This window comes from Devosia sp. RR2S18 (genome assembly GCF_030177755.1).
GTDB lineage: Bacteria > Pseudomonadota > Alphaproteobacteria > Rhizobiales > Devosiaceae > Devosia > Devosia rhizosphaerae.
Map to the genome: position 1 here is coordinate 3,470,001 of NZ_CP126539.1, position 23,684 is coordinate 3,493,684.

Consider the following 23,684-nt stretch of genomic DNA (forward strand, 5'->3'; position numbering starts at 1 on the left):
TGGGCTGGCAAGGATTGGGAGTATACCGTCGCCCCGCCCGGCAATCTTCTGGCCATAGATGCGCGCTCGGGCGAGCTACTGTGGGAAACGAGCTTCATTCCATCCGAACTGGTCCCGCAGACGGGAACCGCAAACATCTGGACGGCGATGACGGCGGACCCAGAACTCGGCATGGTTTATGCCCCGGTCTCGTCGCCCAGCCCCAATTACTGGGGCGGCCTGCGGACCGACCCTATTCCGCTGGCTACCTCGGTTAGCGCCATCGACATCGAATCGGGGGAGATCGTCTGGAGCTTCCAGCACGTCCGGCATGACATCTGGGATTATGACACTCCCTCTGCGCCCACCCTTGTCGACATCGAGCGGGATGGCCAGACTATTCCTGCTCTCGTGCAGGCGACCAAGCAGGGCTTTTTGTTTGTGCTTGACCGTCGAACGGGCGAGCCGCTCTTTCCGATCGAAGAGCGCCCGACGCCTCCCAGCACCGCCGAGGGCGAAGTCACCGCCGCGACGCAGCCCTTTGCAATGACACCAAGGCCGATGGGCAACCCGCTCGAGTTGCCGGACGTTTGGCCGCTCGCTGACCTTGTGAGTATGTGGCAGTGCTCGCGCGATCGCGACCAGTATCTTTATGAAGGCATTTTTACACCGCCGTCAGAGCAAGGCACCCTGTTTTTCCCCGGCACTGCCGGCGCGACGAATTGGGGCGGTGTCGCCGTCGACCCGCTCAACGCCATCCTTTACGTCAACGCATCGCGCATCGTGCAGCTGATCCGGCTGATTCCTCGGGCAGAATATGACAGCCTGGACGCCACCACCGGCGGAAATGAGGAGGGCTATTCCCCGCAGGAAGGCTCTCCCTACGGCATCTATCTGACCGATTGGAGCAACTGGGCTGGCATGCCCTGTTGGGAGCCGCCGTTCGGCACGTTCTCGGCCTACGACCTCAAGACGGGCGAGCTATTATATGAAACCCCATTCGGCCGGGCGCAGCTCTACGGGTTTTATGGCCTTGAGGCTTGGGGCTCGCCAACTCTGGGCGGTCCCGTCGTAACCGCTGGCGGTGTGGTGTTCATAGGCGCCTCGGTCGACTCCCGAGTTCGCGCGCTCAATGCGGCGACGGGGGAGGAAATCTGGTCTGATCTCGTCGAGGCGCCTGCCGTCTCGATACCGGCGGTCTTCACCCATGAGGGCGTGGATTATGTCGTCTTCGCGGTGGGAGGTAATTCCATCCTCAAGCCGGAAGTCTCGGATCAGGCAGTCGCTTACCGGCTGGCGCCATAACCACCGCAAGGGCGCTTAATGCCCGGGCGCAGTGTCAACTCACACCTAGTTGCTGTTGTCGGTCTGCCTTTCTTCGATCTTGTAGAAATCCACAGCCGCCACTGTCTCTCTGAGCAGTTCGGCTCCCTGGGGATCCTTTTCCAGCTCCATGTTACCAATGTTCGCAGCCATGCTGCCGAGCAGATCGTTCCAGCGCTCTCTATCCAGTTGCCCCGCGTTAGCCATCACCTCGATCAGCGCCTTGAGCGCCAGCTTCATCGCCTGTGTTTCTGCTACCATTTGTCAAATCCTTACGTGCTTTGCATGCGGCGCCGCCCCTGCGGTCGCTTAATTGGAGCGCTCGATCTCAATCATGATGACAGCGATGATGAGCGGAATGGTGGCGCCGAGGTAGAGCACCTGCTGCCACCACGTGCCGGTGCCGAACCAAATTCTGAATGATGCCATAGCTGAGCTTTGGCCGAGAAAACCAGCGATTGATGGCCAGCAATGCCGCGGGTACGGCGAGTGCTAGAATAGCAGCGATAAGTTCATCGCTGCCTGTAAACCGCTGCCAGGCCTCGCCCCACCAATCCATCAACGCCCCCATGTTGCATCCATGTCGCATGGATTCACCGAGACTGTCGAGAAAACCCCGGAAATGCTGGAGATCGCAGCGCAACATGTTTGCGACATGCAAGCGCTACAAAGGACGCCTATGGAGCACTTGAGCTCTTGTTCTGAAACGAGAAAGGCGTGGTGCCCGGGACCGGAATCGAACCAGTGACACGCGGATTTTCAATCCGCTGCTCTACCAACTGAGCTACCCGGGCAGCGGGGCGTTTGCGGCGCCCGGCTTCAAGCCACGGGCCTTATAGGGGAAGGGTTTTGCCGGCGCAAGCGGGAAAAGCTGTTGTGGAAAAGGCCTTCTGCAGGACCGCCTGGCGCTTAGATATTGTCGTCCTCATCGGCACCAGGAACACCCAAGTCAGCCTCTTCACCCACCTCGTCATCGCGCGCGGGGATGACGTAGCTATCCGAAAGCCAGCGGTTAAGATCGACATCAGCACAGCGCTTGGAGCAGAAGGGCTTGAACTCTTCTACCGATGGCTTGCCGCAGATGGGGCATGACCTTGCCATCAGACGCCCGACAAGGCCGACTGGTTGAGCCAGTTGAACTGGACCGGATAGCCTTCCCCGGCGAGGAGTTGCGCGGTTTCCATGAGCGGGAGGCCGACAACGGCGGTGTAGGAGCCGACCAGCTTGACCACAAAGGCGCCGGCAATCCCCTGAATGGCATAACCTCCTGCCTTGTCGCGCCATTCGGCACTGGCAAGATAGGCTTCCATTTCACGGGTGGAGAGACGCTTGAAACGGATGCGCGTTTCCACGACTCGCTGCCGCTTGCTGCCCGAAGGGGTCAGCACCGTCAGCGCGGTATAAACGCGATGGGCCCGGCCGGAGAGAAGATGAAGGCAATCGGTTGCTTCCTCCATCGTCTCGGCCTTGGGCAGGACGCGGCGCCCGACAGCCACCACAGTGTCGGCGGCAAGCACCAACGCGCCAGTGCCAAAACCCGCGGAACGGGCTTTGTGCTGGGCAGTCAGTGCCTTGATGTCGGCCAATCGCATCGCCAGCTTGCGCGGCAGTTCGCCTTTTTCCGGCGTCTCGTCGACATTGGCGGGCACCAGATGCTCAGGCTCGATGCCGATCTGGTTGAGGAGCGCAAGACGGCGCGGCGAGGCGGAGGCCAGGATGAGTTCCGGACGGCTGGCCATGGCGTGCCGCCTTACTTGAAGCGATAAGTGATGCGACCCTTGGTCAGGTCGTAGGGCGTCATTTCGCACAGGACCTTGTCGCCGGCGAGAACGCGGATGCGGTTCTTGCGCATGCGGCCGGCGGTGTGGGCGATGATCTCATGTTCGTTTTCCAACTTGACGCGGAACGTCGCGTTGGGAAGCAATTCAGTCACCACGCCCGGGAATTCGAGCACTTCTTCCTTGGCCATACTCTCTCCAGAAAAGACCCCGCGCGGCTCCAAAACGGCGCGCCGGGGTCGAAAAACGCGCGGAACCTACTCTAGTTCAGGGGTTTTGTGAACCACCGGAAACCAGCGGCTCCAAACGGGCCCGCACCCGCTTGCGCAAACTGTCGCGCAGCTCGCGATAAGCATCGAGCGTTGCGTCCCGGCTGGCTTCCACTAGAGAAGGATCGGCCACGTCCCAATGCTCGGTGGCGCCTGCCTCCAAGGCCTTGTGGACCAAAGCACCAGGCGCGTCATCGGACAGTGTGACGACGAGGTCGAAGCGGGTGGCGACGAGTTCATCGAGGATATGGGGCGTGTGCACGCTCATATCAATGCCCGCCTCCTCCATCACCTCATGGACGAACTGATCGGCCTTGCCACCATTGACGCCTACCGAGCGCGCGATCACGCGCCCAGGAAAAGCCTGGCGCGCCAGTGCCGCCGCCATGGGGGAGCGCACCGAATTCATCGAGCAGACAAAGAGCACCGTGGGTAGCTCGCTAACACGCTCGTCGATCCGGCTGGCATAAGGCTGCACGGCACAGATCAGGGTGAAGAGTCGTCGCGCGGTATTCAGATCGATGATGATCTTGTTGGTGAGGCGCGTCCGCAGCAATTCGGCCGCTTCGTTGTGCATGCCGCGCCGAGCCATGTCGACGGTTTCGATCTGAAAGGGCTGCGCGGAGCGAATGGCCTCGTAATAGGCGTCGCGAATGCGGAAATAATCACGGATCAAACGGCGAAACGGGGTGAGCGACAGGTAATGGGCGGCAATCGGCTGGAAGGTCGTGGGATGCCGCACATCGAGAACGATGGAATTGCCGATGATCGACATGTGGAGCGCGAACGGGCCGGTCGCATCCACCCGCGCCGGGCGAAAACGATTGTCCTCGAGCAGGTCGTAGATCGCGCTACGCCATTCATGCACCTCGTCGGGATTGATCGAGGTAATGGTGTTGGGATCCAGCGTTACAGTCACCAGACGGTCGGTGTCGGTGACCCGCGCCGTGGTTTCCATCGAGATGCTCACCGGTTGAGCCTTATGGAAATGGAGCGGCCATGCCCCGCCAGCGCCTCCACTTCGGCGATCGTCACGGCAGCATCGGCCAGAGTGGACAGGGAGGACGGATCGCAGCCCAGGATCGAGGTGCGCTTGACGAAGTCGAGCACGCCCAGGCCCGAGGCGAAGCGGGCCGACCGTGCGGTGGGCAGCACGTGGTTGGAGCCCCCGACATAGTCGCCAATCGCTTCGGGCGTATGGTGACCGAGGAAGATCGCGCCGGCATGGCGAATGGCTGGAACCATGCTCTGTGGATCGTCGATCGCTAGTTCCACATGTTCGGAGGCGATCCGGTTGGCCAGCACTGCAGCCTCGTCCAGCGAAGTGACCGTAATAATGGCGCCGAACTCGGCCCAGCCCTCGCGAGCGATTGCCTCCTTGGGGAGGATAGCCAATTGCCGCTCGACCTCGGCTTCGACGGCGTCCGCAAGGTGTGCTTCGGTGGTGAGCAGAATGGATTGGGCCCCTGCCCCATGCTCTGCCTGGGCGATCAGGTCGGCAGCAACCCAGGCGGGATTGGCGGAACGGTCGGCGATGACAAGCACTTCGGACGGGCCGGCAATCATGTCGATGCCGACCTGCCCGAAAACCTGGCGCTTGGCCGCAGCCACATAGGCATTGCCCGGACCTACGATCTTATCGACGCGAGCGACGGTAGCCGTGCCGTAGGCCAAGGCGGCTATGGCCTGCGCCCCGCCGATGCGGTAGATTTCGGTAACGCCGGCGATCTTGGCGGCAAGCAGAATGGCGGGATTGACCTGCCCATCGGGGGTCGGCACCACCATGGCGATGCGGCTGACGCCGGCAACCTTGGCGGGCACGGCGTTCATCAACACCGAGGACGGGTAGGACGCCAGCCCACCCGGCACATAGATGCCCACGGCGTCGACGGGCGTCCAGCGCGTGCCCAGCGTCACTCCCAGCGCATCGGTATAGATGTGATCCTCAGGCTTTTGCTTTTCGTGATGCGCCCATATGCGGTCATGCGCCGTCTGGAGGGCATCGCGGATATTGGCGGGCACGCTGGCGGCGGCCGCCTCGATCTCATCCTCGGTAAGGCGCAGGGCATCGGCGGTTAAACTGGTGCGATCGAACTTGTTGGTGAGGTCCACCACGGCCGCATCGCCGCGCCGGCGCACATCGGCGATGATGCCGGCGACCGTGTCGTTGACGTCTTTGCTGGACTCCCGCTTGCCGCCTAGCAGCGCAGAAAAGTGCACTTCGAAATCGGTGTCGGCGCTATCGAGGCGAATGGGCATGGAGGTCCTTTAGTCCAGTCTGTGTTCCGGCTTGGCGGCAGCCGCCCAGGCAGCGCCCAGATCGGAAAGGCGGGCTTCGACGCACTCCACGGTGAGCCGCACCGTGCCGCCGCCAGCAAAGCTGAGTTCGATCACTCCGGCCGGCGCTTCGGTAGGCGTGAAGGTGATGGCGAGCAATTCCAGCACGCCCTCGGGCGCATTGGGATCAAAGCCGACAAAGGCGACCGAAAGCACATGCTCAAAGTGCAGGGCAGCCCGCTTGCGGACACCCTTCTGCCGCCGGCCACCGGTCTTTTCCCAGTCGAAGCGGTTCATCAACAGTGCAAAGCGGCGGTCGGCGCGCGCAAAGCCCATTTCGGCAACGCGAAGCACCGCGTCCTGCACATGGGCGGAGATGATCTGGAGGTCTTCGGAATCAAGCGCAATCAGCTTGAGGTCAGTCATGGGGCGCCCTGTTCTTCTCGCATGAAATCCTTCCAGAGCCTTTGCGGCAGCGGTGCCTCGGGCCGGCTGGACTGATCCCTATCTGGTTCCGGTGCTCCCGATCTACAAGTTTGGCGGCAGTGGGGCAATGCGGCTCTCCTCTACCTCGCTAGATGTGGCGTGCCGAAGCGCCGCCCTGGCCAGATTGGCCGCTTATGCTGCGACACGGGGCGAAGTTCGCCTCGGTGTTGGTCGTCCGGCAGGTAAACAGGTGACCTCCCTTCCATCCGGATCCCCGCACCAACCGTCCTTCGCCACCGCGCAGCTTGTGCGGAGATGAGGCACTGTCGCACGGGGCGGAGGGGTGCGGGTACCCGGATAGTCGGGGTCAGTTTAAGGGGTTTGGGGGTGAGAGACCCCCACCCGGCCTCACCCTGGGAAGGTGGAGGTGAAGAGGTACTGATGGCTAGGCGCCTTGCATCCAGCCGATGGCAGCACCGGTGGGGTCGCGCAGCACGCAGACGCGGCCCACATCGGGGACGGTGTGGGGCGGGCGAATGGCCGTGGCACCCGCCTCCAGTGCCCGGGCGAACCGCTCGTCGATTTCGGACACCTCGATAAAAGCCAACCAATAGGACTGGGTGGTTTCAAGGTCGCCGTGCTCGATGGCGCCCAACCCACCCACCATGGTCTCGCCGGAGCGGATGACGAAGTAGGGCTGGCCTGCAAGGGAGAAATCTTCGTAGGTCCAGCCCAGTGTCTCGGCATAGAAGCGCTTGGCACGTTCGACATTGCTGGTCAGCAAATCGTTCCAGACGATGGTGCCGTGCTGACGCGCCATAGGTTAGCCGGAAACGCGCTCGATTTCGGCACCGCAGCGCGAGAGCTTCTCTTCGAGGCGCTCGAAACCGCGGTCCAGATGATAGATGCGGTTGACCGTGGTTTCGCCCCGGGCTGCGAGCCCCGCGATCACCAGCGACACCGAGGCGCGCAGATCGGTTGCCATCACTTGGGCACCGCGCAATTGGGGCTTGCCCCGGATGGTCGCGAGTTGGCCATCGACACTGATGTCGGCGCCGAAGCGGGCCAGCTCGGCCACGTGCATGTAGCGATTCTCAAAGATCGTTTCGCGAATGCGGGACGTGCCAGTGCTCATGGTCATCAGCGCCATGAACTGCGCCTGGAGGTCGGTGGGGAAACCGGGGAACGGATCGGTATCGACATCGACCGGCTGGATGCCGTTGCCATTGCGATAGACGCGGATGCCACCTTCTTCGGAGGTGACGTCGGCACCGGTCTGGCTCAGAATATCGAGCGCCGCCTTGAGGTGTTCGGCGTGGGCACCCTTGAGCAGCACATTGCCGCCCGTCATGGCGGCGGCCATGGCGAAGGTGCCAGTTTCGATGCGGTCGGGGATCACATCGACCGTTGCCCCATGGAGGCGGTCGACGCCTTCAATGGTCAGCGTGCGTGTGCCGATGCCGGTAATCTTGGCGCCCATGGCTACAAGGCACTCGGCTACATTGGTGATCTCGGGTTCCTGGGCGGCATTTTCGAGGATCGTCGTGCCCTTGGCGAGGCTCGCCGCCATCAGCAGGGTGTGGGTTGCGCCCACCGATACCTTGGGGAAGGTGATGCGGGCGCCGACCAGCCCGCCCTTGGGAGCCTTGGCCAGCACATAGCCACCGTCGATGTCGATCTCGGCGCCGAGCGCCTTGAGGCCGAACAGGAAGAGATCGACTGGCCGCGTACCGATGGCGCAGCCGCCCGGCAGGGAAACACGGGCCTCATGGCAGCGCGCCAGGAGCGGCCCAATGACCCAGAAGCTGGCGCGCATCTTGGAGACCAGCTCGTAGGGCGCGGTGGTGTCCACGATATCGGCGGCATGGAAAGTCATGCGCTGGCCTACGCCCTCGTCCTCACCGCGGCGGCGGCCATGGACGGCGATGTCGACGCCGTGATTTTCAAGGATGCGCTCGAGCTGTTTGACGTCAGCCAGGCGCGGCACGTTCTGCAGCACCAGCGGCTCGTCGGTGAGCAAGGAGGCGATCATCAGCGGCAGGGCAGCGTTCTTGGCGCCGGAGATGGGGATCTCCCCATGAAGTTCGTTGCCACCGACCAAACGAATGCGGTCCATAAAGTCTATCCTATCTCGCGGGGCCGGTCTGGCCACCTTTTGTGGGGAACGAGGTAGGCCAAGTCTTCTCAGCCCCGTAGGCTAGACTCGCCGCACTCAGTGTCGAAAGGCGTAACTCAGTTCGCCCGAAAATGGTTTACGGTTTCTTGACCGGGACCGTTTCGGCAGCCGGAGCAGAACCAGGTGCCTGCTCGTCCGCGGTGGCGCGAGCCTTAGCCTGTCCCTTCCGGCGCTTGAGGTTCTCCCGGAGCTTTGCGGCCAATCTTTGCTCGCGCAGGGCGGCTTGTTCGGATTTGCTCATGGGCCCAAGGAGAATCTACGTTGCCTTTCGGACTGGTGATAGGCGTTTTTTGGCCTTGCGTCGAGCCAGACCCTATGGCAGTAGAGCCCGCGTCGCCGGACACGCCTTGTCTCCCGCGCTAATTGCTGCCGTAGCTCAGTGGTAGAGCACTCCCTTGGTAAGGGAGAGGCCGACAGTTCAATCCTGTCCGGCAGCACCATTTCCCCTTGGTACGGCAAGTTACTCGATCTCGGGTGGTCGCCCGCTGGCGGCTGCAAACGGCGTCTGCGGGGAGCGACTGGCGGAGCTCCAATCTACACTGACCTGGCAGAGTTGCGGGAGGCCCCTCGCAGATATAGCATGTGCGGTGGGGCGCGGGGTCTAAGTACCGGCGCATACAACAAGTCGAGCACCAGTGGACTGAAGCTTCGACCCGACGCTTCAGAACACAGTGTGAGCGGCGTGCATGTGCAAGCAAGTGCTACGCTGAAGCAGTGGGCGGGCTTTGGCCGAAGCCATGCTGCTTCTAGTTCAGCCGCGACCGCCAGGTTTTCGGCAGTGCTATGCCAAATCCCTCCAAGCGGGTGCGCGCAGCCTGCACAACGGCGTCGTCAAACCGGTTGGCGTACTCCAAGACCACGTACTCACCGGTGAACTCGGCCATGCCACTCTCAACAACTGCGATAAAGCCGGGCGTAACGACCTTGTCTGTCGCTAAAGCCGCCAACGTTGCGATAGGCCCCTTGGTCTCGATCTGCTTGCGCATCTTTGTGGCGCGCTGCGCCCGACCATGCTTGATCCTGAGGGTCTCTTCGTAGGCAGTTACCACCTGCCACAACCGCTGCGTCATCGCGTCGGGATGGTGAGCGCCACCGAGCTCGAAGATCCGGCGCATGGAGAGGCGTGCCAATCCTTCCTCACCTCGGGTGAGCGCATTTTGCATGAGTATCTTGATCCGTTTCGGATCGTTCATTGTCGAAGGGTCGGCTGACATGGTTTCCCCGGTGATTTGCCCACGTGTAGCACGCAAGGCGCTTCCGGGAGCTCGGAAACGAACGGTATTGCCAACGAATTGACATCGGCCAAGTGAATGCGTCCTTGTGTTCGGACGCGTGAAGGATCAGGAACAGCAATTCAAAGACGATGAGGAACCATGGCTCGTACCCCCAACTACAGTTTCGAACGAAAAGAGCGCGAACGGCTCAAGAAGCTAAAAAATGCTGAACGTGCAGAGGCCAAGCTGAAGCCGGCTGTCGAGCAACCCGAAAGTGCAGCACCCGACGAAAGCCCGAAGCCGGACTAGATGCTGGTTTCAGTCGTGTTGCACGCCAATCTCCTGACGCTTTTCTGTCTACAGGGGGCACTGTGAGCGACAATTTCGCGCAAACCAATGCTGCGGACTTGCAGCGGCTTGGCTGGGCGCCCTTTTTTGAGGATCAACTCTCCGGAGGTGAACTCGACCTGGCACGATTGCGGATCGACGCGATCCATCGCAAACGGCTGACCGCGCTTTCGACCGTCGGGCAAATCGAGTTGGATCTGCCCGCCCATACGGACACCGGCAGATACGCGGTTGGGGACTGGTTACTAGCCGACCCTCTGACCCATCTGTTGACCCGTCGATTGGAGCGCAAAACGCTGCTCCAACGCAGCGCTGAGGGCAAAAAGCCCATGCAACTCGTGGCTGCGAATGTGGATGCCCTGTTTATTGTCGCCTCCTGCAACAATGACTTTAGCCTCGCTCGGCTGGAACGGTATCTCGCCTTTGCCAATGAGGCTGGAACCGAGCCGGTGATTGTTCTCACCAAAGCCGATCTGGCGCAGGATGCAGCAGAGTTCGAGCAGCAAGCCTCCTTGCTTCAGCGGGGGCTCGCTGTGGTCACGCTTAATGCCCGCTCGACAGGGGCCGCAGCAGCCTTGCGTCCATGGTGCAGCGTTGGCTCGACTGTGGCTCTGGTTGGCTCCTCCGGGGTCGGCAAATCCACTCTTGTGAATACCCTTGTGGGCGTCGGCTGGGGTCAGCCCCAGCAAACAGGCAGCGTGCGCGAGAGCGACTCCAAAGGCCGTCACACCACAACGTCTCGATCACTGCATGCCATGTCCGGCGGTGGCTGGGTTATCGACACCCCTGGCGTCAGAAGCCTTCACCTCAAGGATGTGAGTGAGGGGATCGACATGCTGTTTGCGGAGATCACTGAACTCGCCCCCCAATGCAAGTTCCGCAATTGCAGCCATGACCATGAGCCCGGATGCGCCGTTATCGCCGCAGTGGCGGCAGGCACGCTTGATCCTGATCGGCTGGCGCGTTGGAGAAAGCTGCAAGCGGAAAGTCGCGGCCGTCACGCATAGTCGCTTGCACGAAGTCATACCTCTGCAGCGGGTTTAACTGCCCTGAGGCTAGCCAAGCCTTGAAAGGCGGGAAGTGCCGGACGCGCTCTGATGCATGTCGGTTCCGCAGACGTTTCAGCTTCTAGGCGCAAGATGGACGCCCGCCGCGGTTCGCCAGCGGCGGGTGCCAGGCGCGCGCCACGTGGGTAACGCAGAGGCGCGATACGCGCCTCTGCAGAAATCGTCCTCAGTCCGTTAGTCCGTCAGCGTGTAGCTGCCGAGGGAGCAGATATCGACTTCGTAGACGTCGAGTTCGCCGCCTTCGGCTGTTTCGAAGAGGAAATCGTAGAGGCACTGGTCCGAGCCATCACCGATGAAGACGATCGCCTCTTCACCCGGCTCAAGCGTGCCGGTGTCGCCCAAGAGGTCGTCACCCCAATCTTCGGTGTTGCTCGGTGCTGCGTAGTAGTAGTGCAGCGACTGCGAGCTGTTGTTGATCAGAGTAAATTCGACGTTCTGTGCAGCGACAGGAAGAACACTGGTGGTCAGCGCCGTGGCGACGAGCGCCACCTTGAAGAAGTTCATCATCATACTTTCTAGAAAGAGCGGCAAAGGCCGGTGGTTGTCGTTTCCTTGTCGCCATCATGGTAGGCGATGCCAATTTTCTCGCCGGCCAGGGAAGCAATCGTGCCGGGATAGAAGACGCCCTTGCCCTGGAAATTGCATTCCACTTCCATGCCGATCATCCAATCATAGGGACGGACCTTGGACAGGCTCACAGTCTCGCGCTCGCCGTCATCGTAGAGGATCGTGATTTTGCCGCCCTCGATCTTCTCGGCTATGCCGGCAAACCAGTAACCCGAACCTTTGTAGTTCCCCAGTACCCAATCACCCTGGGTCTGGGCCTGAGCCCCAGCGCTGCTGGCGATCAGAATGGCAGCCGTGAGGCCTGCCGACACAAACTTTAACATGTACGTCCCCATTTATATTCCGCGGTAGAGAATTTGCGGCGTCCAGCTAGGTACTCACTTCCGATAAACTTGCGAACAGCCAGCTGCAAAGTATTCGACATAAAACTCAAATAAGGCATATTGCCAGATCGGCTCTGCTGTGCGGGTTTGTCTTGTCGAGATGCGCTATTAACGATTGCGCAGGGCACTCCCTCTGGAAAAGGCAAGTTATCGGCTGACGCGCACGGCAGGGTTGCCGACGAAATGGATGCAGCCGGAGCTTGCCTCAGTGCGCTGGCCGCTCAGAACAACGCCATTTGGCGCTTGGCTTTTTCGGGCTTTGATTAGTATGAGACCCCTAGAACCATGAGGGTTGGAGAGTGCTACCGATGCGGTCTGAACTGCGAGCGCTGCTGAGCTCCCGCAGCTGGGAGTACTTCATTATCACAATAATTCTGATCAATGCGGTTACACTGGGCCTGGAAGCTGAGCTGGGCCTGCTGAGTGAGTTCAGCACGGCTCTGTTGTTTGTGGATCGCCTGATCCTGGGGGTATTCGTCGTCGAGCTCGCGGCCCGTCTAACTGCAGAAGGGGTGGAAGAGGACCAGCAGCGCGATGCACTCGTCCAGTTTGGATGCGACCATCTGCAGGACTTTTTACTGTCACGTCCTCTGGAAGGCGGGCAGCTAGCCCAGGCACTGTTGAACGTACGCCGTGCCGCATAGGTGGGGTGCCAGAAGTGTCTGTCGCTGTTGGCGAGCTAGATGAACTTTTGTCCCCGCAGCACGGCAACGGGGCTGACGAGGACGACTATGCCATAGCTGTCGAGCACGGGACGCAGTGCTTCGGCCAGCGCATCGGCTTTGGCCGCATCGGTGATAACGAGAACCATCACCTTTTGCTGCGCAGAGGTGATCTGATCCTCCTGCCAGTGGCCGGAGGCGCCCTCTCCGCTGAGGGTTGGAAAAACGGTGTACCCGGTGATGCCGCTGTCCTTGATCTTGCCCACCAGCCAGCCCAGCAGGGGCGCGTCCAGGAGCACCTCAATTCGGGCCTTTTGCGTCTGCTCGGCACTCATGGGTTCAGAAACCTCGCCATTGCGGCATAAAGCGGGATGCCGAGCAAGATGTTGAAGGGGAAGGTGACGGCCAGCGACATGCCGAGATAAAGGCCGGGATCGGCTTGCGGGAGGGCCAGGCGCATCGCGGCCGGGACGGCGATATAGCTGGCACTGGCGGCCAGGATACCCAATGCCGCCGTCGAGCCTGCGTCAAGCCCGAGCGCGGTGCCCACCAGCACGCCGATGATGCCGTTGACGATAGCTACGGCAACGGCAATTACCGCCAGGCGCAGGGTGAGGCTCTTGGTTTCGCGCAAGCGCCGGGCAGCAATAAGGCCCATATCGAGAAGGAACAGGCACAGGACGCCACGAAAGGCGCCGTCGAACACGGGGGCGATGGGAGCAAAGCCAACCGGCCCTGCGATGTACCCGATAAGGAAACTGCCCACGAGCAGCATCACTGAACCGTTGGTAAGCGCCTCATGGAGCAATTCCCCTGTCGGGCGCGCAGCCACGCCGCCAGTGCGCTGGGCCAGCAGCAGGCCAGTGACGATGGCCGGCGTTTCCATCAACGCCAGCACGGCCACCATGTAGCCGGCGGCCGGCATATTGCCCTGGGCCAGCACCTCGATGCCGGTGACAAAGGTAACCACTGAGACCGAGCCATAATGGGCGGATACCGCGGCGGCATTGGTGGCATCGAGCCGCCCCAGCGTGCGGAGCACCCAGAAAACCGGTAGAGGCAGGAGAAAGCTCAGCGCTAGGCCGGCAGCAGCGGCAAGGCCGAGCTCAACGCTCAGCCCCGCTTGCGAGACTTGCACCCCACCTTTAAGGCCAATGGCTGCCATAAGGTAGAGCGACAGGGCCTTGCCGATGGTTTCGGGGATAACAAGATCTGATCGTACCAACGCGGCGATCGCACCCAGAACGAAAAACAGGATGATGGGCGAGAGTAGTGTCTCCATCGCGTCCGAAACAGGCTCCTACATTCGACAGTGATCTACGTCGTGCCAAGGCGATGAGCGGGGGGCGGCATGCACCTTGGTCCAGTCACCATCGCATAGTCCTTCTTCTACAGTCCACGACGCCTCGCGCAAGGCATTCCCGAAAGCCGCCGACGGAACGATGTTGATGCCTCGCCATTGGTCCGCTGGACTTTGAAACGGGTGGGTGGTGGCATGAGCCGGCAGCAGCAAGTGGTGGTTATTACGGGCGCATCGAGCGGCAATGGACGCGCCACTGCGCATGCCTTTGCACGTCGCGGCGCCCGCCTAGCCCTCGCAGCACGCCGCAAGGCTGAACTCGAGGAGACCGTGCGCGAATGCGCTGCACTGGGCGGCGAGGCCATCGCAGTCGTCACCGACGCGGGCGATGCAGCAGCCATTGCAGCTTTGGCCGAGACGACGCTGCACCGGTTCGGCCGTATCGATATTTGGGTCAACTGCGCCGCAGTGCTGCAATTCGGCCGGGTGGAGGATACGCCGGCTGCGGTTATCGAAAAGGTGATCCGCACGAACCTTCTTGGCTACTTCTACGGAACGCAGGAGGCAATCAGGCAGTTTCGCGCCCAGGGTCGGGGCAACCTGATCAATGTGAGCTCGGTCCTGGGGATCACCGCGCAGCCCTTCGCCGCGGCCTATGTCGCTAGCAAGTTCGGTATTCGCGGCCTCAGCGACAGCGTGCGCCTGGAGGTCAGCAAAGAGCCGCACATCCACGTTTGCACCGTCCTGCCCTTTGCCATCGACACCCCGGTCTACCAACGGGCCGCAAACTATCTGGGCCGCAAGATGCAGCCAGTTTATCCGCGTTATCGTCCCGAGACCGTAGCCGATGCAGTGTTAAGCGCGGCCGACCACCCGCGGCGCGAAGTCTACGCGGGCAGGATCGGTGGCCTGGTGCGGATGGCGAAGGCGCTCGCCCCGGGGCTGAGCCAGCAATTCACCGGGGCTGCAGTCAGGCTCCTCGAGGTTCGCAACGAGCCTGAGCGCACCAGCGCCGGCAATGTCTTCGAGCCGATCAGCGATGAGTGGAAGGTCGATGGAGGCTGGAAGGCACAAAAAAACCAGAGCATACGCTCAGCAGCACCGCTCCTGGTGCTGGGGGCAGTGGCAGGCCTGGTTGCCGTATCAGCGTTAACCTTTCGAAAACCACGCGGCTCGAAGCGGAGCTGATCCCCCTGCCCGCCTGGCGCAGGAGAAACCCCTAGTTCCTCAGGCCTCGCACCTGGTGCCCATGAGCAACAGCGTACAGGCTGCCCCTTGTTTACCGGCGGCACGCATTGCTACTGGTTAACACAGATGCTTAAGTACCACTGTGGACTCCAAGGGGGCGGGCTTGGTGGATCTTTGGACGCCAACGAGTATGGGCGGATTGCGAGCAGGGCATGAGCCTTTGCCGGCGATCATCTGGTCATGCGATGAAAACGGATTGTGTACGCGCCTGACGGCGGCCTGGACGCACTTCACCGGCAACACGCCCGATAATGGCCTCGGCTGGGGTTTCTTGCAGGCTGTTCATCCCGATGACCGCCAGGCAATCAGGACTGCCTTCGAATCGGCGCGGATCACCAAAAGCACCTATCAGGTCGAGTACCGGCTGCTGCACAAATCGGGTGCGCATCGCTGGGTGCTGGACACCGCATCCCCAGAAGAAGACCAGGATGGTATCTTCCGAGGTTTCATGGGCGCCATTGTCGACAATTCCGCCCGCAAACTGGCCGAGGAGCGGCTCGCCGAGCGTGAGCGGGAACTGCGGCTCGTAACCGACACCGTGCCGGTGCTGATTGCCCATGTCGACAACGAGCAGCGCTATATCTACGCCAACTCCGCCTATCGCACCTGGTACGGGGTGGATCCGCAAACACTTTCCGGCAAGAGCATCGCGGAACTGCTTGGCCCCGACGCCTATCGGGAGCGTGCCCCCTATATCGAGGCGGCCCTACGGGGCGAACGGGTCGCCTATGATGGCTCCGTGACGATGCACGACGGTTCGGTGCGGCAGGTACAGACGGTTTATGTGCCCAATGTCTGCTCGGCCGGCATGATCGAGGGGTTCATCGTGATGGTGACCGATATCGATGAGCGCTTCCAGGCGCAGGAGCATCTTGATCTCGTGGTTCGAGAGCTCAAGCACCACATGCGCAACATGATGAGCCTGGTGCAGAGCATTGCGTCGCAGACTTTTCGGGGTGACGCTGGCGCCTCGCAGTCGCTGGAGGTCTTCTATGGTCGCTTGCGGGCGCTTGCAGCGGCTACCGATGCCATCACTCCGCAGGACGTAGCGGCGTCAGACCTCAGCAGCCTCGTGGAAAAGGTCGTGGCGCCCTATCGGGACAATGGTCATGATCCCTTTGCCCTGGACGGCGGCAGCTACGAACTGCCCACCACGGCCGCGACCAGCCTCTCCATGGCACTGCACGAGCTCTGCACCAATGCGGTCAAATATGGTGCCCTGTCGGTGCCGGAAGGACGCGTCACCGTCTCGTGGTTTGAAACGGATACTACTCTGGAGTTGCACTGGGTGGAGAGCAAAGGTCCTACTGTCGCGCCGCCAAAGCGCCAGGGCTTCGGTACCCGCCTCTTGCAGTCCGCACTTAGTTCGGTCTCCGGCGCCCGTGCCGTCTGCGAGTTCCCGCCCAGCGGAGTTACCTGCAGCTTTCTTATTCCCAAGGTCAAAACCGCCTAGGACGTGGCACTACTATGCGCCGACTTGGTGTAAAGTCGCACCATGGTGATTGGCTGATCCGGTGCCTGGAAATACACACGGGCAGCTAGATCACGTTTGCGGCCGCTGCGAGTGAGTTCCATCCCCAGCGCCATGCGAGCCGCAGCTTCCGGCGAGCGCGCCCCAGTTATGGCACTTGGCTCCGTCTTGGTTGTGCCCGGACGCAAGTCAATGACGCGGTATTCCATCTTACTCGGCGCCTTGGGTGAACCGGCTGTCGTCACGCTCATTGAGCGTGGTGGCGATAAGGCCGGCGCCGCTCACGGCCAGTGCAGCAATGGAAAGTGCAACTACGATGAGAGTGATCATGGTTCTCGTCCGGTGGCTCAGGTTCGGGTTGCGCCAGGGCCGCTCCCACGCACCAAACGGGGGGCGAATAGAAGCACAGGAGCGGCCTGCTGACGCTCTTGAGGAACACCGCTTGAGGCGTTTGGTTGCACAGCTAAGTGATTGTTATCCAAGATGAAAATACACTCACCGCGCTGTCAGGAAGCTGTCAGCTTGGCATTGGAGTGCTTGGCCGCCGATGGGGATCAGGGCCTAAAGAACCTGCGGCGGCGCGTTGTTCAACAATTGTGAGACGGCGGTTACCGCCTGGTCCAGCGCGAAGGGCTTGCTGAGCATCAGGCTATTGGGCACACCTTTGGATACCCAGTCGCGCGCGCTGTCACCGCTCATGTAGACAACGGCCATTGTCGGCATCAGTTCGCGGGCCCTATGCCCAACGTCCCAGCCATCTGGCCCCTTGGGCATGCGGATGTCTGTGACAACGGCTTTGAAGCGCTCCGGGTTGGCCTCGAGTTCACGCACGGCGACATTACCGTCCTTTGCCACGACGGCTTCATAGCCCGCGTCAACGAAAGCTTCTTCGAGCGCGAACGCCAGCAATCCCTCATCTTCGACAAGCAGCACGGTCACGGGTGACATTTCAAACCAAGTCTGTGGCAGCGGAGCGGCCATGGCATCTTCCAACTAGGAAGATGCCCACACCGGTGGCGCCTTATAGAAGAGACACGCCGCCCTGCACAGTGCCAAAGGAAAAAAGAGTAAAGTGACCAGGCCGCGGGAGCAGCCCGAAAGCTCAGTCACGGCTTGATGTAACGCGAGCCTTTATCCTTGCCATCCCGGCCAGCATAGCCGTTATGGATGCCATCATTAGGACCGAGGTCATTGCGCGGCGCATCATCACCGCCGGGACGGCGCTGGCGATCATAATGCTCTTCGTTGGACGGATGGGGATCGGCGACGTCCAGCTTAGGCGGAGCGGTACCAGGGCCGGTCTTTTTGAAGCTCTGAGACATAGGATCGATCCTTGTGTGTCGGACCCCAGGAACGCAGCTGAGGGGCGTGTCAGTTCCGCTCTCCCCGTTCACAAGGTTAAGGGACCAGGAACAAGCGGATCACAAGTCCGACAGCGGTCACCGCCAGCACACCGGCGAACCACAGGCCAATGAACCAAAGCCATTTTCGCCCCGTGTCGGCAGCCATTTCAGTGATAGCCCTCGTCGGGGTCCAACTTACCGCGGAAAACCCAGTAGGCATAACCCGTATAGATGAGGATGGTCGGTACCAAAACCACAGCGCCCACCAGCAAGAACATCAGCGAGGAATCGGGCGCCGCCGCCTCCTCGATAGTAAGGCTTCCCGGGACGATATAGGGGTAAAAACTGATCCCTAGCCCCACAAAGCTCAGGATGAAGAGGCCCAGTGCCGCGAGGAATGGCTGCAAATGCTTGTCGTGGGTCAGGCCATGCCAAAGCGCGAAGGCGCACACAACCAGCAGCATCGGCACGAAGGCGGAGAAGAACGCTGTCGGCCAGCCGAACCACCGGTCGAAATATACAGGGTTGATGAAGGGGCTCCAGAGGGACACTGCGCCAATCAGTACGAGCAGAATGACACCTGTCACCAACGCCATCTTACGGGCATGTTCCTGGATATCGCCTACTGTCTTGAGATTAAGCCAGGTCGCCCCCAGTAGGGCATAGCCAACCACCACGGCCAGGCCGGTCAGCATCGAAAATGGGGAGAACCAGTCCCACCAGCCGCCGACATATTGGCGGTTGGCGATGTCGATGCCCTCGACGAGGGCGCCTAGGGCAATGCCCTGCGTAAAGCCCGCAACAGTCGAGCCGATCCAGAAACCATGATCCCACCAGCCAGAGCCGCGCTGGGTGCGCCAGCGGAACTCGAACGCGACGCCACGAAAGATCAAACCGAGCAGCATGAGTATGACCGGCATGTAGAGGGCCGGCAGCACGGTGGCGTAGACAACGGGGAAGACCGCCATCAGTCCCCCACCGCCCAGCACCAGCCAGGTCTCGTTGCCGTCCCAAACAGGCGCGATGGAATTGGTCATCAGGTCACGGTCGCGCCGCGCCGGAAAGAAGGGGAAGAGAATGCCGACGCCTAGATCAAAGCCGTCGAGCACCACATAGGCCAGCACGGCAAAGGCAATGATGCCGGCCCAAACGGTGGGGAGATCAATTGGCATCGACGCCTCCCGAGCGGATGGGTTCTTCCTGGGCTGGGCCCGGGGTGATGCCGGCGGCGCGATGCGGCCCCTTGTCCAGTTCATGGTCCTCCGCAATGACCGGTGGCCGTCGCATCAATCGCAACAGGTAGAAGGTGCCAGCGCCAAAGACGAGGAAGTAGACGATGATGAAGGCGAGCAGCGAGGCGCCCACTGCTGGCGCATCCACCGGCGAGAGACTGTCGGAGGTACGCAGCATGCCATAGACGGTATAGGGCTGACGGCCGACTTCGGTCGTGAACCAGCCCGCCAGCACCGCAACGAAGCCGGAGGGACCCATCACCAGAGCGGCCCGATGCAGGGTCTTGTTGGTGTAAAAATTGCCGCGCCAACGTTCCCACAGCGACCAGAGGCCCAGACCCAGCATCAGGAACCCGATGCCCACCATGATGCGGAAGGTGAAGAAGGGGATGATTGCCGGTGGCCGGTCCTCACGCGCCCACTCTTTCAGCCCCTGAATCGCTCCATCCCATTCGTGAGTAAGGATCAGTGAACCAAGCTTGGGGATTTCGAGCGCGAAATGTGTGGTTTCCGCCTCGTCGTCGGGGATGCCGAAGAGAATAAGCGGCGCCCCGTCGGTGTGGGTCTCGTAGTGGCCCTCCATGGCGGCGATCTTGGCGGGTTGATACTCGAGCGTGTTGAGCCCGTGCAGGTCCCCTACGAAGATCTGCACCGGGGTCACCAGCGCCGCCATCCACATGGCCATCGAAAACATGATGCGGGCCTGCCGGTTCGTACGGTCCTTGAGCAGGTGCCAGGCCCCCACCGCACCTACCGCAAAGGCCGTGGTCAGGAAAGCCGCCAGCACAGTGTGCGTCAGCCGGTAGGGGAAAGACGGATTGAAGATGATGGCCCACCAATCCTCGGGCACGAAGTTGCCGTTGGCATCGATGCCGTAGCCGGCTGGCGTATGCATCCAACTATTGGCCGAGGTGATCCAGGTGGCCGAGATCAGCGTCCCGACAGCGACAGCCACCACTGCAACCATGTGGAGGGTGTCGCCCACACGTTTGCGCCCGAACAACGCAATGCCGAGAAAGCCGGCTTCTAGGAAAAAGGCAGTCAGCACCTCATAGCCCATCAGGGGCCCGATCACGGCACCCGCACGGTCCGAAAAGGTCGCCCAATTGGTGCCGAACTGGTAGCTCATCACGATGCCGGACACCACGCCCATGCCAAAAGTGATGGCGAAAATGGTCTTCCAGTACTCGAACATGTGGAGGTAGACCGGGTCGCGCTTCCACAGCCACAAGCCGTTAAGCACCGCCAGGAAACTCGCCGTGCCGATGGAGAAGGCGGGAAACAGGAAGTGAAACGAGACGGTAAAGGCGAACTGAATGCGCGCCAGGATTTCAGCCGTCATGCCAAAAGTCATCGCCTACCCCGCTTCATCAGCGGCAGCAATCGGGTGGAGCCCCGGCTTGCCGCCGTCTCTCGCTACGTACCCGCTATATATAGCTCCTCCGGCCCTCCATTTTAGAACATCTGCCTGCGTAGCAAAGTCGCAGCCCGGGCTCTTCCCTTTCTAGGAGATGGCCCAGGTGGACAGTTCGGGGAAGAACAAGAGCAGCATCAGCACTACCAGTTGCAAGCCGATAAACGGCAGGAGCGAGGTATAGATGTGCTTTAGGGTTATGTCCGGCGGCGCCACGCTCTTGAGATAAAAAGCAGCGGGTCCGAACGGCGGCGTGAGATAGGACACCTGCATGTTGACGGCAAAGAGAATGCCGAACCAGATCGGGTCATAGCCAAGCTGGACGACGATTGGCACGAAGATGGGTAGCGTCAGAAGCGCAATGCCGATCCAGTCGAGGAACATGCCGAGGACAAGTAGGATCAGCATCATGACCATGATGATGACTACCGGCGGCGCATCGATCCCCAGGATCGCGGAGGCTACGAAACGATTGCCACCCATGAGGTTGTAGACGCCAACGAGCGCGGCCGCAGCGATACCGATCCAGATGATCATGCCGCAGGTTTCGAGCGTATGGACCAGACTGTCCTGCAGCATCTTGAAGTTCAGTTCGCGCCGCAGGAGCGATATGACCAACACCGAGGAGACACCTAGTGCCGCGGCTTCGGTGATCGAAGCCACGCCGGCATAGATCGAGCCCAACACGACGACGACGATGAAGAGCGGCGCCGCCAAGGACACGAGGGCATGCCCCAGCGATTCCTGTTTGGCTTCCTCCCTGGACATTGGCGGCCCCAGCTTGGGGTTGCGAATGCAGAGCACCAGCACATAGGCGATGTAGAACGCCAGTAGCAGCAGCGCGGGAGTGATTGCGGCAGTGAAGAGGTCGGCGATGGATACGCTGGCGATCAGACCATAGATGATCAGCACGATCGAGGGCGGCATCATGGTGCCGAGCGAACCGCCGGCCACCACCACGCCAATCGAGAGATTGCGGTCATAACCCAAGCGCAGCATCTGCGGCAGGGCGAGAATGCCAAGCAGGACGATCTCGCCACCGATAACGCCGGACATCGCTGCAAGCAGAATGGCGACGATCAGCGTCTGCACGGCAACGCCGCCGGGCACTCGCCCCGCGAGCACGCGCATGCTGTTGAACAGATCCTTGGCGATACCGGAACGGTCCAACAGCGCCGCCATGAGGATGAACATGGGCACCGCAACCAGCGAATATTCGGTGATGAAACCGAAAACGCGGGACGTGACGAGCGGCAGCGCGTTGGGCCCAAACCAGCCGAAGGTGAAGATGATGGCGACAAGACCGGTTACCCAGGCCAGCGGCAAGCCGGTGAGCAGCAGCAGGAAGATGCTGCCGACGAGAACATAGGTGCCGAGTTCGATACCGAGACTGCTCAAGCCCATCTCAGCGCTCCTCGACCCGCTTGGATAGCGGTGTGCTGCCTCTCAGGGCAGATATCAAATGCAGGATGGTCTGGACAATCATCACCACCACGACGATCAGGATGGTAATCTTCAGCAGCGCTGGTGTGGGTGGGTTCCAGGCCGTTCCAGTGCGCTCGAACTGGATGGCGCCCGTGGGAGAATGGGTGGACTGCCACGCCATGGTGGCGGCGGCGTAGCCCAGCCCTCCCAAGAAGGCGAGGGTGATGATGGAGTTCACCACGTCGAGCCAACGGCGGCGCTCCGGCGAAACCGTGTCGTAGATCACCCGCACGCGGATGTGCTTGTCGCGCGCCAACGCAATGGGGCCACCAACCAGGAAGATGGCGGCGATCAGAAAGGTCGTGGATTCATGCGCCCAATAGGTAGGCCGGTCGAAGACGTAGCGGGCCACGACCTCGTAGACGCTGACCGCAAAGGCGAGGAAAATGGCCCAGGCGAAGACCTTGGCGGTGCCAGCTACCCAGCGGTCGAGGCGGGTACGCACGAGCGGCTCGCCGCCGTCACGGACGGCATCGTCGTCTTGATTGGTAATCATCTAAAGCCACCCGGTGGAACGGCAGGAAACGCCCGGCGGAACAATCCCGCCGGGCGTCAACTTCGCAGCTATCAGAGCAGGTTGCGGTTCTGCAGATAGGTCGTGACGGTGTCGTAATAGCGCTGGGTCATGTCCGAGCGCGAGGCCCAGTTCTGCCACTCTTCCTGCGCGATTTGACGGAACTTCTGACGTTCATCATTGGACCAGTTGATGATCTCGATGCTCTCGTCAGCACGCGCTTCGGCCACCGCTTCAGCATCGAGCTGACGCACTGAATAGATATGGTCCATGGCGAAGTTGTTCACCGACGCGGTGAGGATCGCCTGGAGATCTTCGGGCAAGCTGTCCCAGATTTCCTTGTTCATCGAGATGTCGATGAGCGGCAGCGAGTGGAAGCCCGGGTAGAGCGGGTAGGTCGCAAAATCGTGCAGGCCTTGGGCGTGGTTGGTGGCGAACACGGTATTGTCGGCGGCGTCCACTACGCCCTTGTCCAGCGCGGTGAAAATTTCCGAACCCGGCAGCGCAACAGGCGAAGCACCGGCCTTGGAGAAGATTTCGAACACCATGCCTTCAGGGGCGCGGAGCTTGACGCCTTCGAGGTCTTCGACGGTGCGGATCGGCACCTTGGAGACAAAGGCTTCCGGTTCGGTCGCCGCAGCGCCAATGAAATGGATGCCATATGGCTCCACCAGTTCAGAATAGAGCTCATTGCCGCCGCCTGAGTTCATGAAGCCCAGCAGCTCATAGGGATCGCTCCAGGCGCCGACCAGATTGCCCATCATGGCAAAGGCGGGATCCTGCCCGGAGAAGTAGCTCGGATCGGTCAAATGGCCCTGGAGAATACCGGTGCCCACTGCCTGCAGCGTCTCGGTATGGGGAACCACCGCGCCGATTGGCAGGATCTCAATTTCGATGCGGCCGCCCGACATCTCGGCGACGTCCTCGGCCCACTTGGTCTTGTTGATGAAGCCGGGCTCGCCGGCTGTCTCGGAGGTCTGGAAGGTCCAGTTATAGTCAGCGGCCAGCGCCGCCCCGGTCAGGGCCAGCACTGACGTCGCAACGGCTGCAGCCGCAATCATGCGCTTCAGGATCATCAATCTCACTCCCATGTGCCTTGTGGCTTGTTTCTAGAGCGCCGGTGGAGCATCGGTCAGTTCGACCAAAGCTCGATCGGCGCCCGGGGAGTGAGTGTGCACGTCAGCGGATCGGGATCAACCCCAATAAAT

The 23,684-nt window shown here is 61.2% G+C and carries 27 protein-coding genes and 2 tRNA genes (1 of these 29 only partly in view); 7 read left to right on the top strand and 22 right to left on the bottom strand.

The window, feature by feature from the left end:
* Positions 1-1,284 carry the 3' portion of an outer membrane protein assembly factor BamB family protein gene (locus QOV41_RS17055; protein ID WP_284577993.1) on the top strand. The gene continues 600 nt to the left of window position 1, outside the view, so 1,284 of the gene's 1,884 nt are visible here — the last part of the coding sequence; its start codon lies off the left edge, out of view; it ends in the stop codon at positions 1,282-1,284.
* Positions 1,285-1,329: 45 nt separating this feature from the next.
* On the opposite strand, the gene QOV41_RS17060 is transcribed toward QOV41_RS17055, so the two are convergent.
* The 10 genes from QOV41_RS17060 to murA form a co-directional block, all read right to left on the bottom strand.
* Positions 1,330-1,563, bottom strand: coding sequence for a hypothetical protein (locus tag QOV41_RS17060; protein ID WP_284577994.1), 234 nt, complete (start codon positions 1,561-1,563; stop codon positions 1,330-1,332).
* A gap of 457 nt (positions 1,564-2,020) precedes the next feature.
* Positions 2,021-2,096: transfer RNA gene (locus tag QOV41_RS17065), tRNA-Phe, on the bottom strand.
* A 115-nt stretch (positions 2,097-2,211) separates the two neighbouring features.
* Positions 2,212-2,403: a DNA gyrase inhibitor YacG gene (gene yacG, locus QOV41_RS17070; protein ID WP_284577995.1), complete on the bottom strand. Its 192-nt coding sequence runs from the start codon at positions 2,401-2,403 to the stop codon at positions 2,212-2,214.
* Complete coding sequence (locus tag QOV41_RS17075; RefSeq protein WP_284577997.1) at positions 2,403-3,041, bottom strand: Maf-like protein; 639 nt, start codon at positions 3,039-3,041, stop codon at positions 2,403-2,405. Before QOV41_RS17075 ends, yacG begins: the two co-directional genes overlap by 1 nt.
* 11 nt (positions 3,042-3,052) lie before the next feature.
* Positions 3,053-3,271, bottom strand: coding sequence for a translation initiation factor IF-1 (gene infA, locus QOV41_RS17080; protein WP_035082742.1), 219 nt, complete (start codon positions 3,269-3,271; stop codon positions 3,053-3,055).
* A gap of 76 nt (positions 3,272-3,347) precedes the next feature.
* Positions 3,348-4,307 (bottom strand): UPF0262 family protein, encoded by a 960-nt coding sequence (locus QOV41_RS19810; RefSeq protein ID WP_350150085.1) that lies wholly within the window; start codon positions 4,305-4,307, stop codon positions 3,348-3,350.
* A gap of 8 nt (positions 4,308-4,315) precedes the next feature.
* The gene (gene hisD / locus QOV41_RS17095) at positions 4,316-5,608 is read right to left on the bottom strand and encodes a histidinol dehydrogenase (RefSeq protein ID WP_284578006.1); all 1,293 of its coding nucleotides are present in this window, start codon (positions 5,606-5,608) and stop codon (positions 4,316-4,318) included.
* A 9-nt stretch (positions 5,609-5,617) separates the two neighbouring features.
* Positions 5,618-6,052, bottom strand: coding sequence for a DUF2948 family protein (locus tag QOV41_RS17100; protein WP_284578007.1), 435 nt, complete (start codon positions 6,050-6,052; stop codon positions 5,618-5,620).
* Between the two features lie 445 nt (positions 6,053-6,497).
* Positions 6,498-6,872 carry a VOC family protein gene (locus QOV41_RS17105; protein ID WP_284578009.1) on the bottom strand — a complete coding sequence of 125 codons (375 nt, stop codon included), beginning with the start codon at positions 6,870-6,872 and terminating at the stop codon, positions 6,498-6,500.
* A 3-nt stretch (positions 6,873-6,875) separates the two neighbouring features.
* Positions 6,876-8,168, bottom strand: coding sequence for a UDP-N-acetylglucosamine 1-carboxyvinyltransferase (gene murA, locus QOV41_RS17110; protein WP_284578011.1), 1,293 nt, complete (start codon positions 8,166-8,168; stop codon positions 6,876-6,878).
* A gap of 425 nt (positions 8,169-8,593) precedes the next feature.
* Here murA and QOV41_RS17115 point away from each other — a divergent pair.
* Positions 8,594-8,668: transfer RNA gene (locus QOV41_RS17115), tRNA-Thr, on the top strand.
* A gap of 306 nt (positions 8,669-8,974) precedes the next feature.
* On the opposite strand, the gene QOV41_RS17120 is transcribed toward QOV41_RS17115, so the two are convergent.
* Complete coding sequence (locus QOV41_RS17120) at positions 8,975-9,442, bottom strand: hypothetical protein (protein ID WP_284578012.1); 468 nt, start codon at positions 9,440-9,442, stop codon at positions 8,975-8,977.
* 159 nt (positions 9,443-9,601) lie between these two features.
* Between QOV41_RS17120 and QOV41_RS17125 the strand changes: the two genes are divergently transcribed.
* Both QOV41_RS17125 and rsgA read left to right on the top strand, forming a co-directional pair.
* Positions 9,602-9,751, top strand: a complete 150-nt coding sequence (locus tag QOV41_RS17125) for a hypothetical protein (protein ID WP_284578013.1) — start codon at positions 9,602-9,604, stop codon at positions 9,749-9,751.
* A 62-nt stretch (positions 9,752-9,813) separates the two neighbouring features.
* Positions 9,814-10,797, top strand: a complete 984-nt coding sequence (rsgA, locus tag QOV41_RS17130) for a ribosome small subunit-dependent GTPase A (protein WP_284578014.1) — start codon at positions 9,814-9,816, stop codon at positions 10,795-10,797.
* A gap of 234 nt (positions 10,798-11,031) precedes the next feature.
* Here rsgA and QOV41_RS17135 read toward each other — a convergent pair whose 3' ends face one another.
* Entirely contained in the window at positions 11,032-11,361 is a 330-nt protein-coding gene (locus QOV41_RS17135; RefSeq protein WP_284578015.1) for a hypothetical protein, read from the bottom strand.
* Positions 11,362-11,372: 11 nt separating this feature from the next.
* The gene (locus QOV41_RS17140; RefSeq protein ID WP_284578016.1) at positions 11,373-11,747 is read right to left on the bottom strand and encodes a tudor domain-containing protein; all 375 of its coding nucleotides are present in this window, start codon (positions 11,745-11,747) and stop codon (positions 11,373-11,375) included.
* Between the two features lie 368 nt (positions 11,748-12,115).
* On the opposite strand from QOV41_RS17140, the gene QOV41_RS17145 reads away from it, so the two are divergent.
* The gene (locus tag QOV41_RS17145; RefSeq protein WP_284578017.1) at positions 12,116-12,451 is read left to right on the top strand and encodes an ion transporter; all 336 of its coding nucleotides are present in this window, start codon (positions 12,116-12,118) and stop codon (positions 12,449-12,451) included.
* A 35-nt stretch (positions 12,452-12,486) separates the two neighbouring features.
* On the opposite strand, the gene QOV41_RS17150 is transcribed toward QOV41_RS17145, so the two are convergent.
* Both QOV41_RS17150 and QOV41_RS17155 read right to left on the bottom strand, forming a co-directional pair.
* Positions 12,487-12,804 carry a DUF190 domain-containing protein gene (locus QOV41_RS17150; RefSeq protein ID WP_284578019.1) on the bottom strand — a complete coding sequence of 106 codons (318 nt, stop codon included), beginning with the start codon at positions 12,802-12,804 and terminating at the stop codon, positions 12,487-12,489.
* The gene (locus QOV41_RS17155) at positions 12,801-13,751 is read right to left on the bottom strand and encodes a sodium-dependent bicarbonate transport family permease (protein ID WP_284578021.1); all 951 of its coding nucleotides are present in this window, start codon (positions 13,749-13,751) and stop codon (positions 12,801-12,803) included. The genes QOV41_RS17150 and QOV41_RS17155 overlap by 4 nt, the downstream gene beginning before the upstream one ends.
* Positions 13,752-13,964: 213 nt before the next feature.
* Here QOV41_RS17155 and QOV41_RS17160 point away from each other — a divergent pair, with 213 nt between their 5' ends.
* Both QOV41_RS17160 and QOV41_RS17165 read left to right on the top strand, forming a co-directional pair.
* Entirely contained in the window at positions 13,965-14,957 is a 993-nt protein-coding gene (locus QOV41_RS17160; RefSeq protein ID WP_284578023.1) for an SDR family oxidoreductase, read from the top strand.
* 190 nt (positions 14,958-15,147) lie between these two features.
* The gene (locus tag QOV41_RS17165; RefSeq protein WP_284578024.1) at positions 15,148-16,470 is read left to right on the top strand and encodes a PAS domain-containing sensor histidine kinase; all 1,323 of its coding nucleotides are present in this window, start codon (positions 15,148-15,150) and stop codon (positions 16,468-16,470) included.
* Positions 16,471-17,049: 579 nt separating this feature from the next.
* Here QOV41_RS17165 and QOV41_RS17170 read toward each other — a convergent pair.
* The 7 genes from QOV41_RS17170 to QOV41_RS17200 all read right to left on the bottom strand — a co-directional run bounded on the left by QOV41_RS17170 (position 17,050) and on the right by QOV41_RS17200 (position 23,552).
* Positions 17,050-17,469 (bottom strand): response regulator, encoded by a 420-nt coding sequence (locus QOV41_RS17170; RefSeq protein ID WP_284578025.1) that lies wholly within the window; start codon positions 17,467-17,469, stop codon positions 17,050-17,052.
* Between the two features lie 125 nt (positions 17,470-17,594).
* Complete coding sequence (locus QOV41_RS17175; RefSeq protein WP_284578027.1) at positions 17,595-17,810, bottom strand: hypothetical protein; 216 nt, start codon at positions 17,808-17,810, stop codon at positions 17,595-17,597.
* Between the two features lie 188 nt (positions 17,811-17,998).
* Complete coding sequence (cydB, locus tag QOV41_RS17180; protein ID WP_284578028.1) at positions 17,999-19,003, bottom strand: cytochrome d ubiquinol oxidase subunit II; 1,005 nt, start codon at positions 19,001-19,003, stop codon at positions 17,999-18,001.
* Positions 18,993-20,405 (bottom strand): cytochrome ubiquinol oxidase subunit I, encoded by a 1,413-nt coding sequence (locus QOV41_RS17185; RefSeq protein ID WP_284578030.1) that lies wholly within the window; start codon positions 20,403-20,405, stop codon positions 18,993-18,995. The genes cydB and QOV41_RS17185 overlap by 11 nt, the downstream gene beginning before the upstream one ends.
* 162 nt (positions 20,406-20,567) lie before the next feature.
* On the bottom strand, positions 20,568-21,881 hold the full coding sequence (locus tag QOV41_RS17190) for a TRAP transporter large permease (RefSeq protein WP_284578031.1): 1,314 nt from the start codon (positions 21,879-21,881) through the stop codon (positions 20,568-20,570).
* A 1-nt stretch (position 21,882) separates the two neighbouring features.
* On the bottom strand, positions 21,883-22,458 hold the full coding sequence (locus tag QOV41_RS17195) for a TRAP transporter small permease subunit (protein ID WP_284578033.1): 576 nt from the start codon (positions 22,456-22,458) through the stop codon (positions 21,883-21,885).
* Between the two features lie 71 nt (positions 22,459-22,529).
* Positions 22,530-23,552 carry a TRAP transporter substrate-binding protein gene (locus QOV41_RS17200; protein WP_284578034.1) on the bottom strand — a complete coding sequence of 341 codons (1,023 nt, stop codon included), beginning with the start codon at positions 23,550-23,552 and terminating at the stop codon, positions 22,530-22,532.
* Positions 23,553-23,684: the final 132 nt, after the last annotated feature.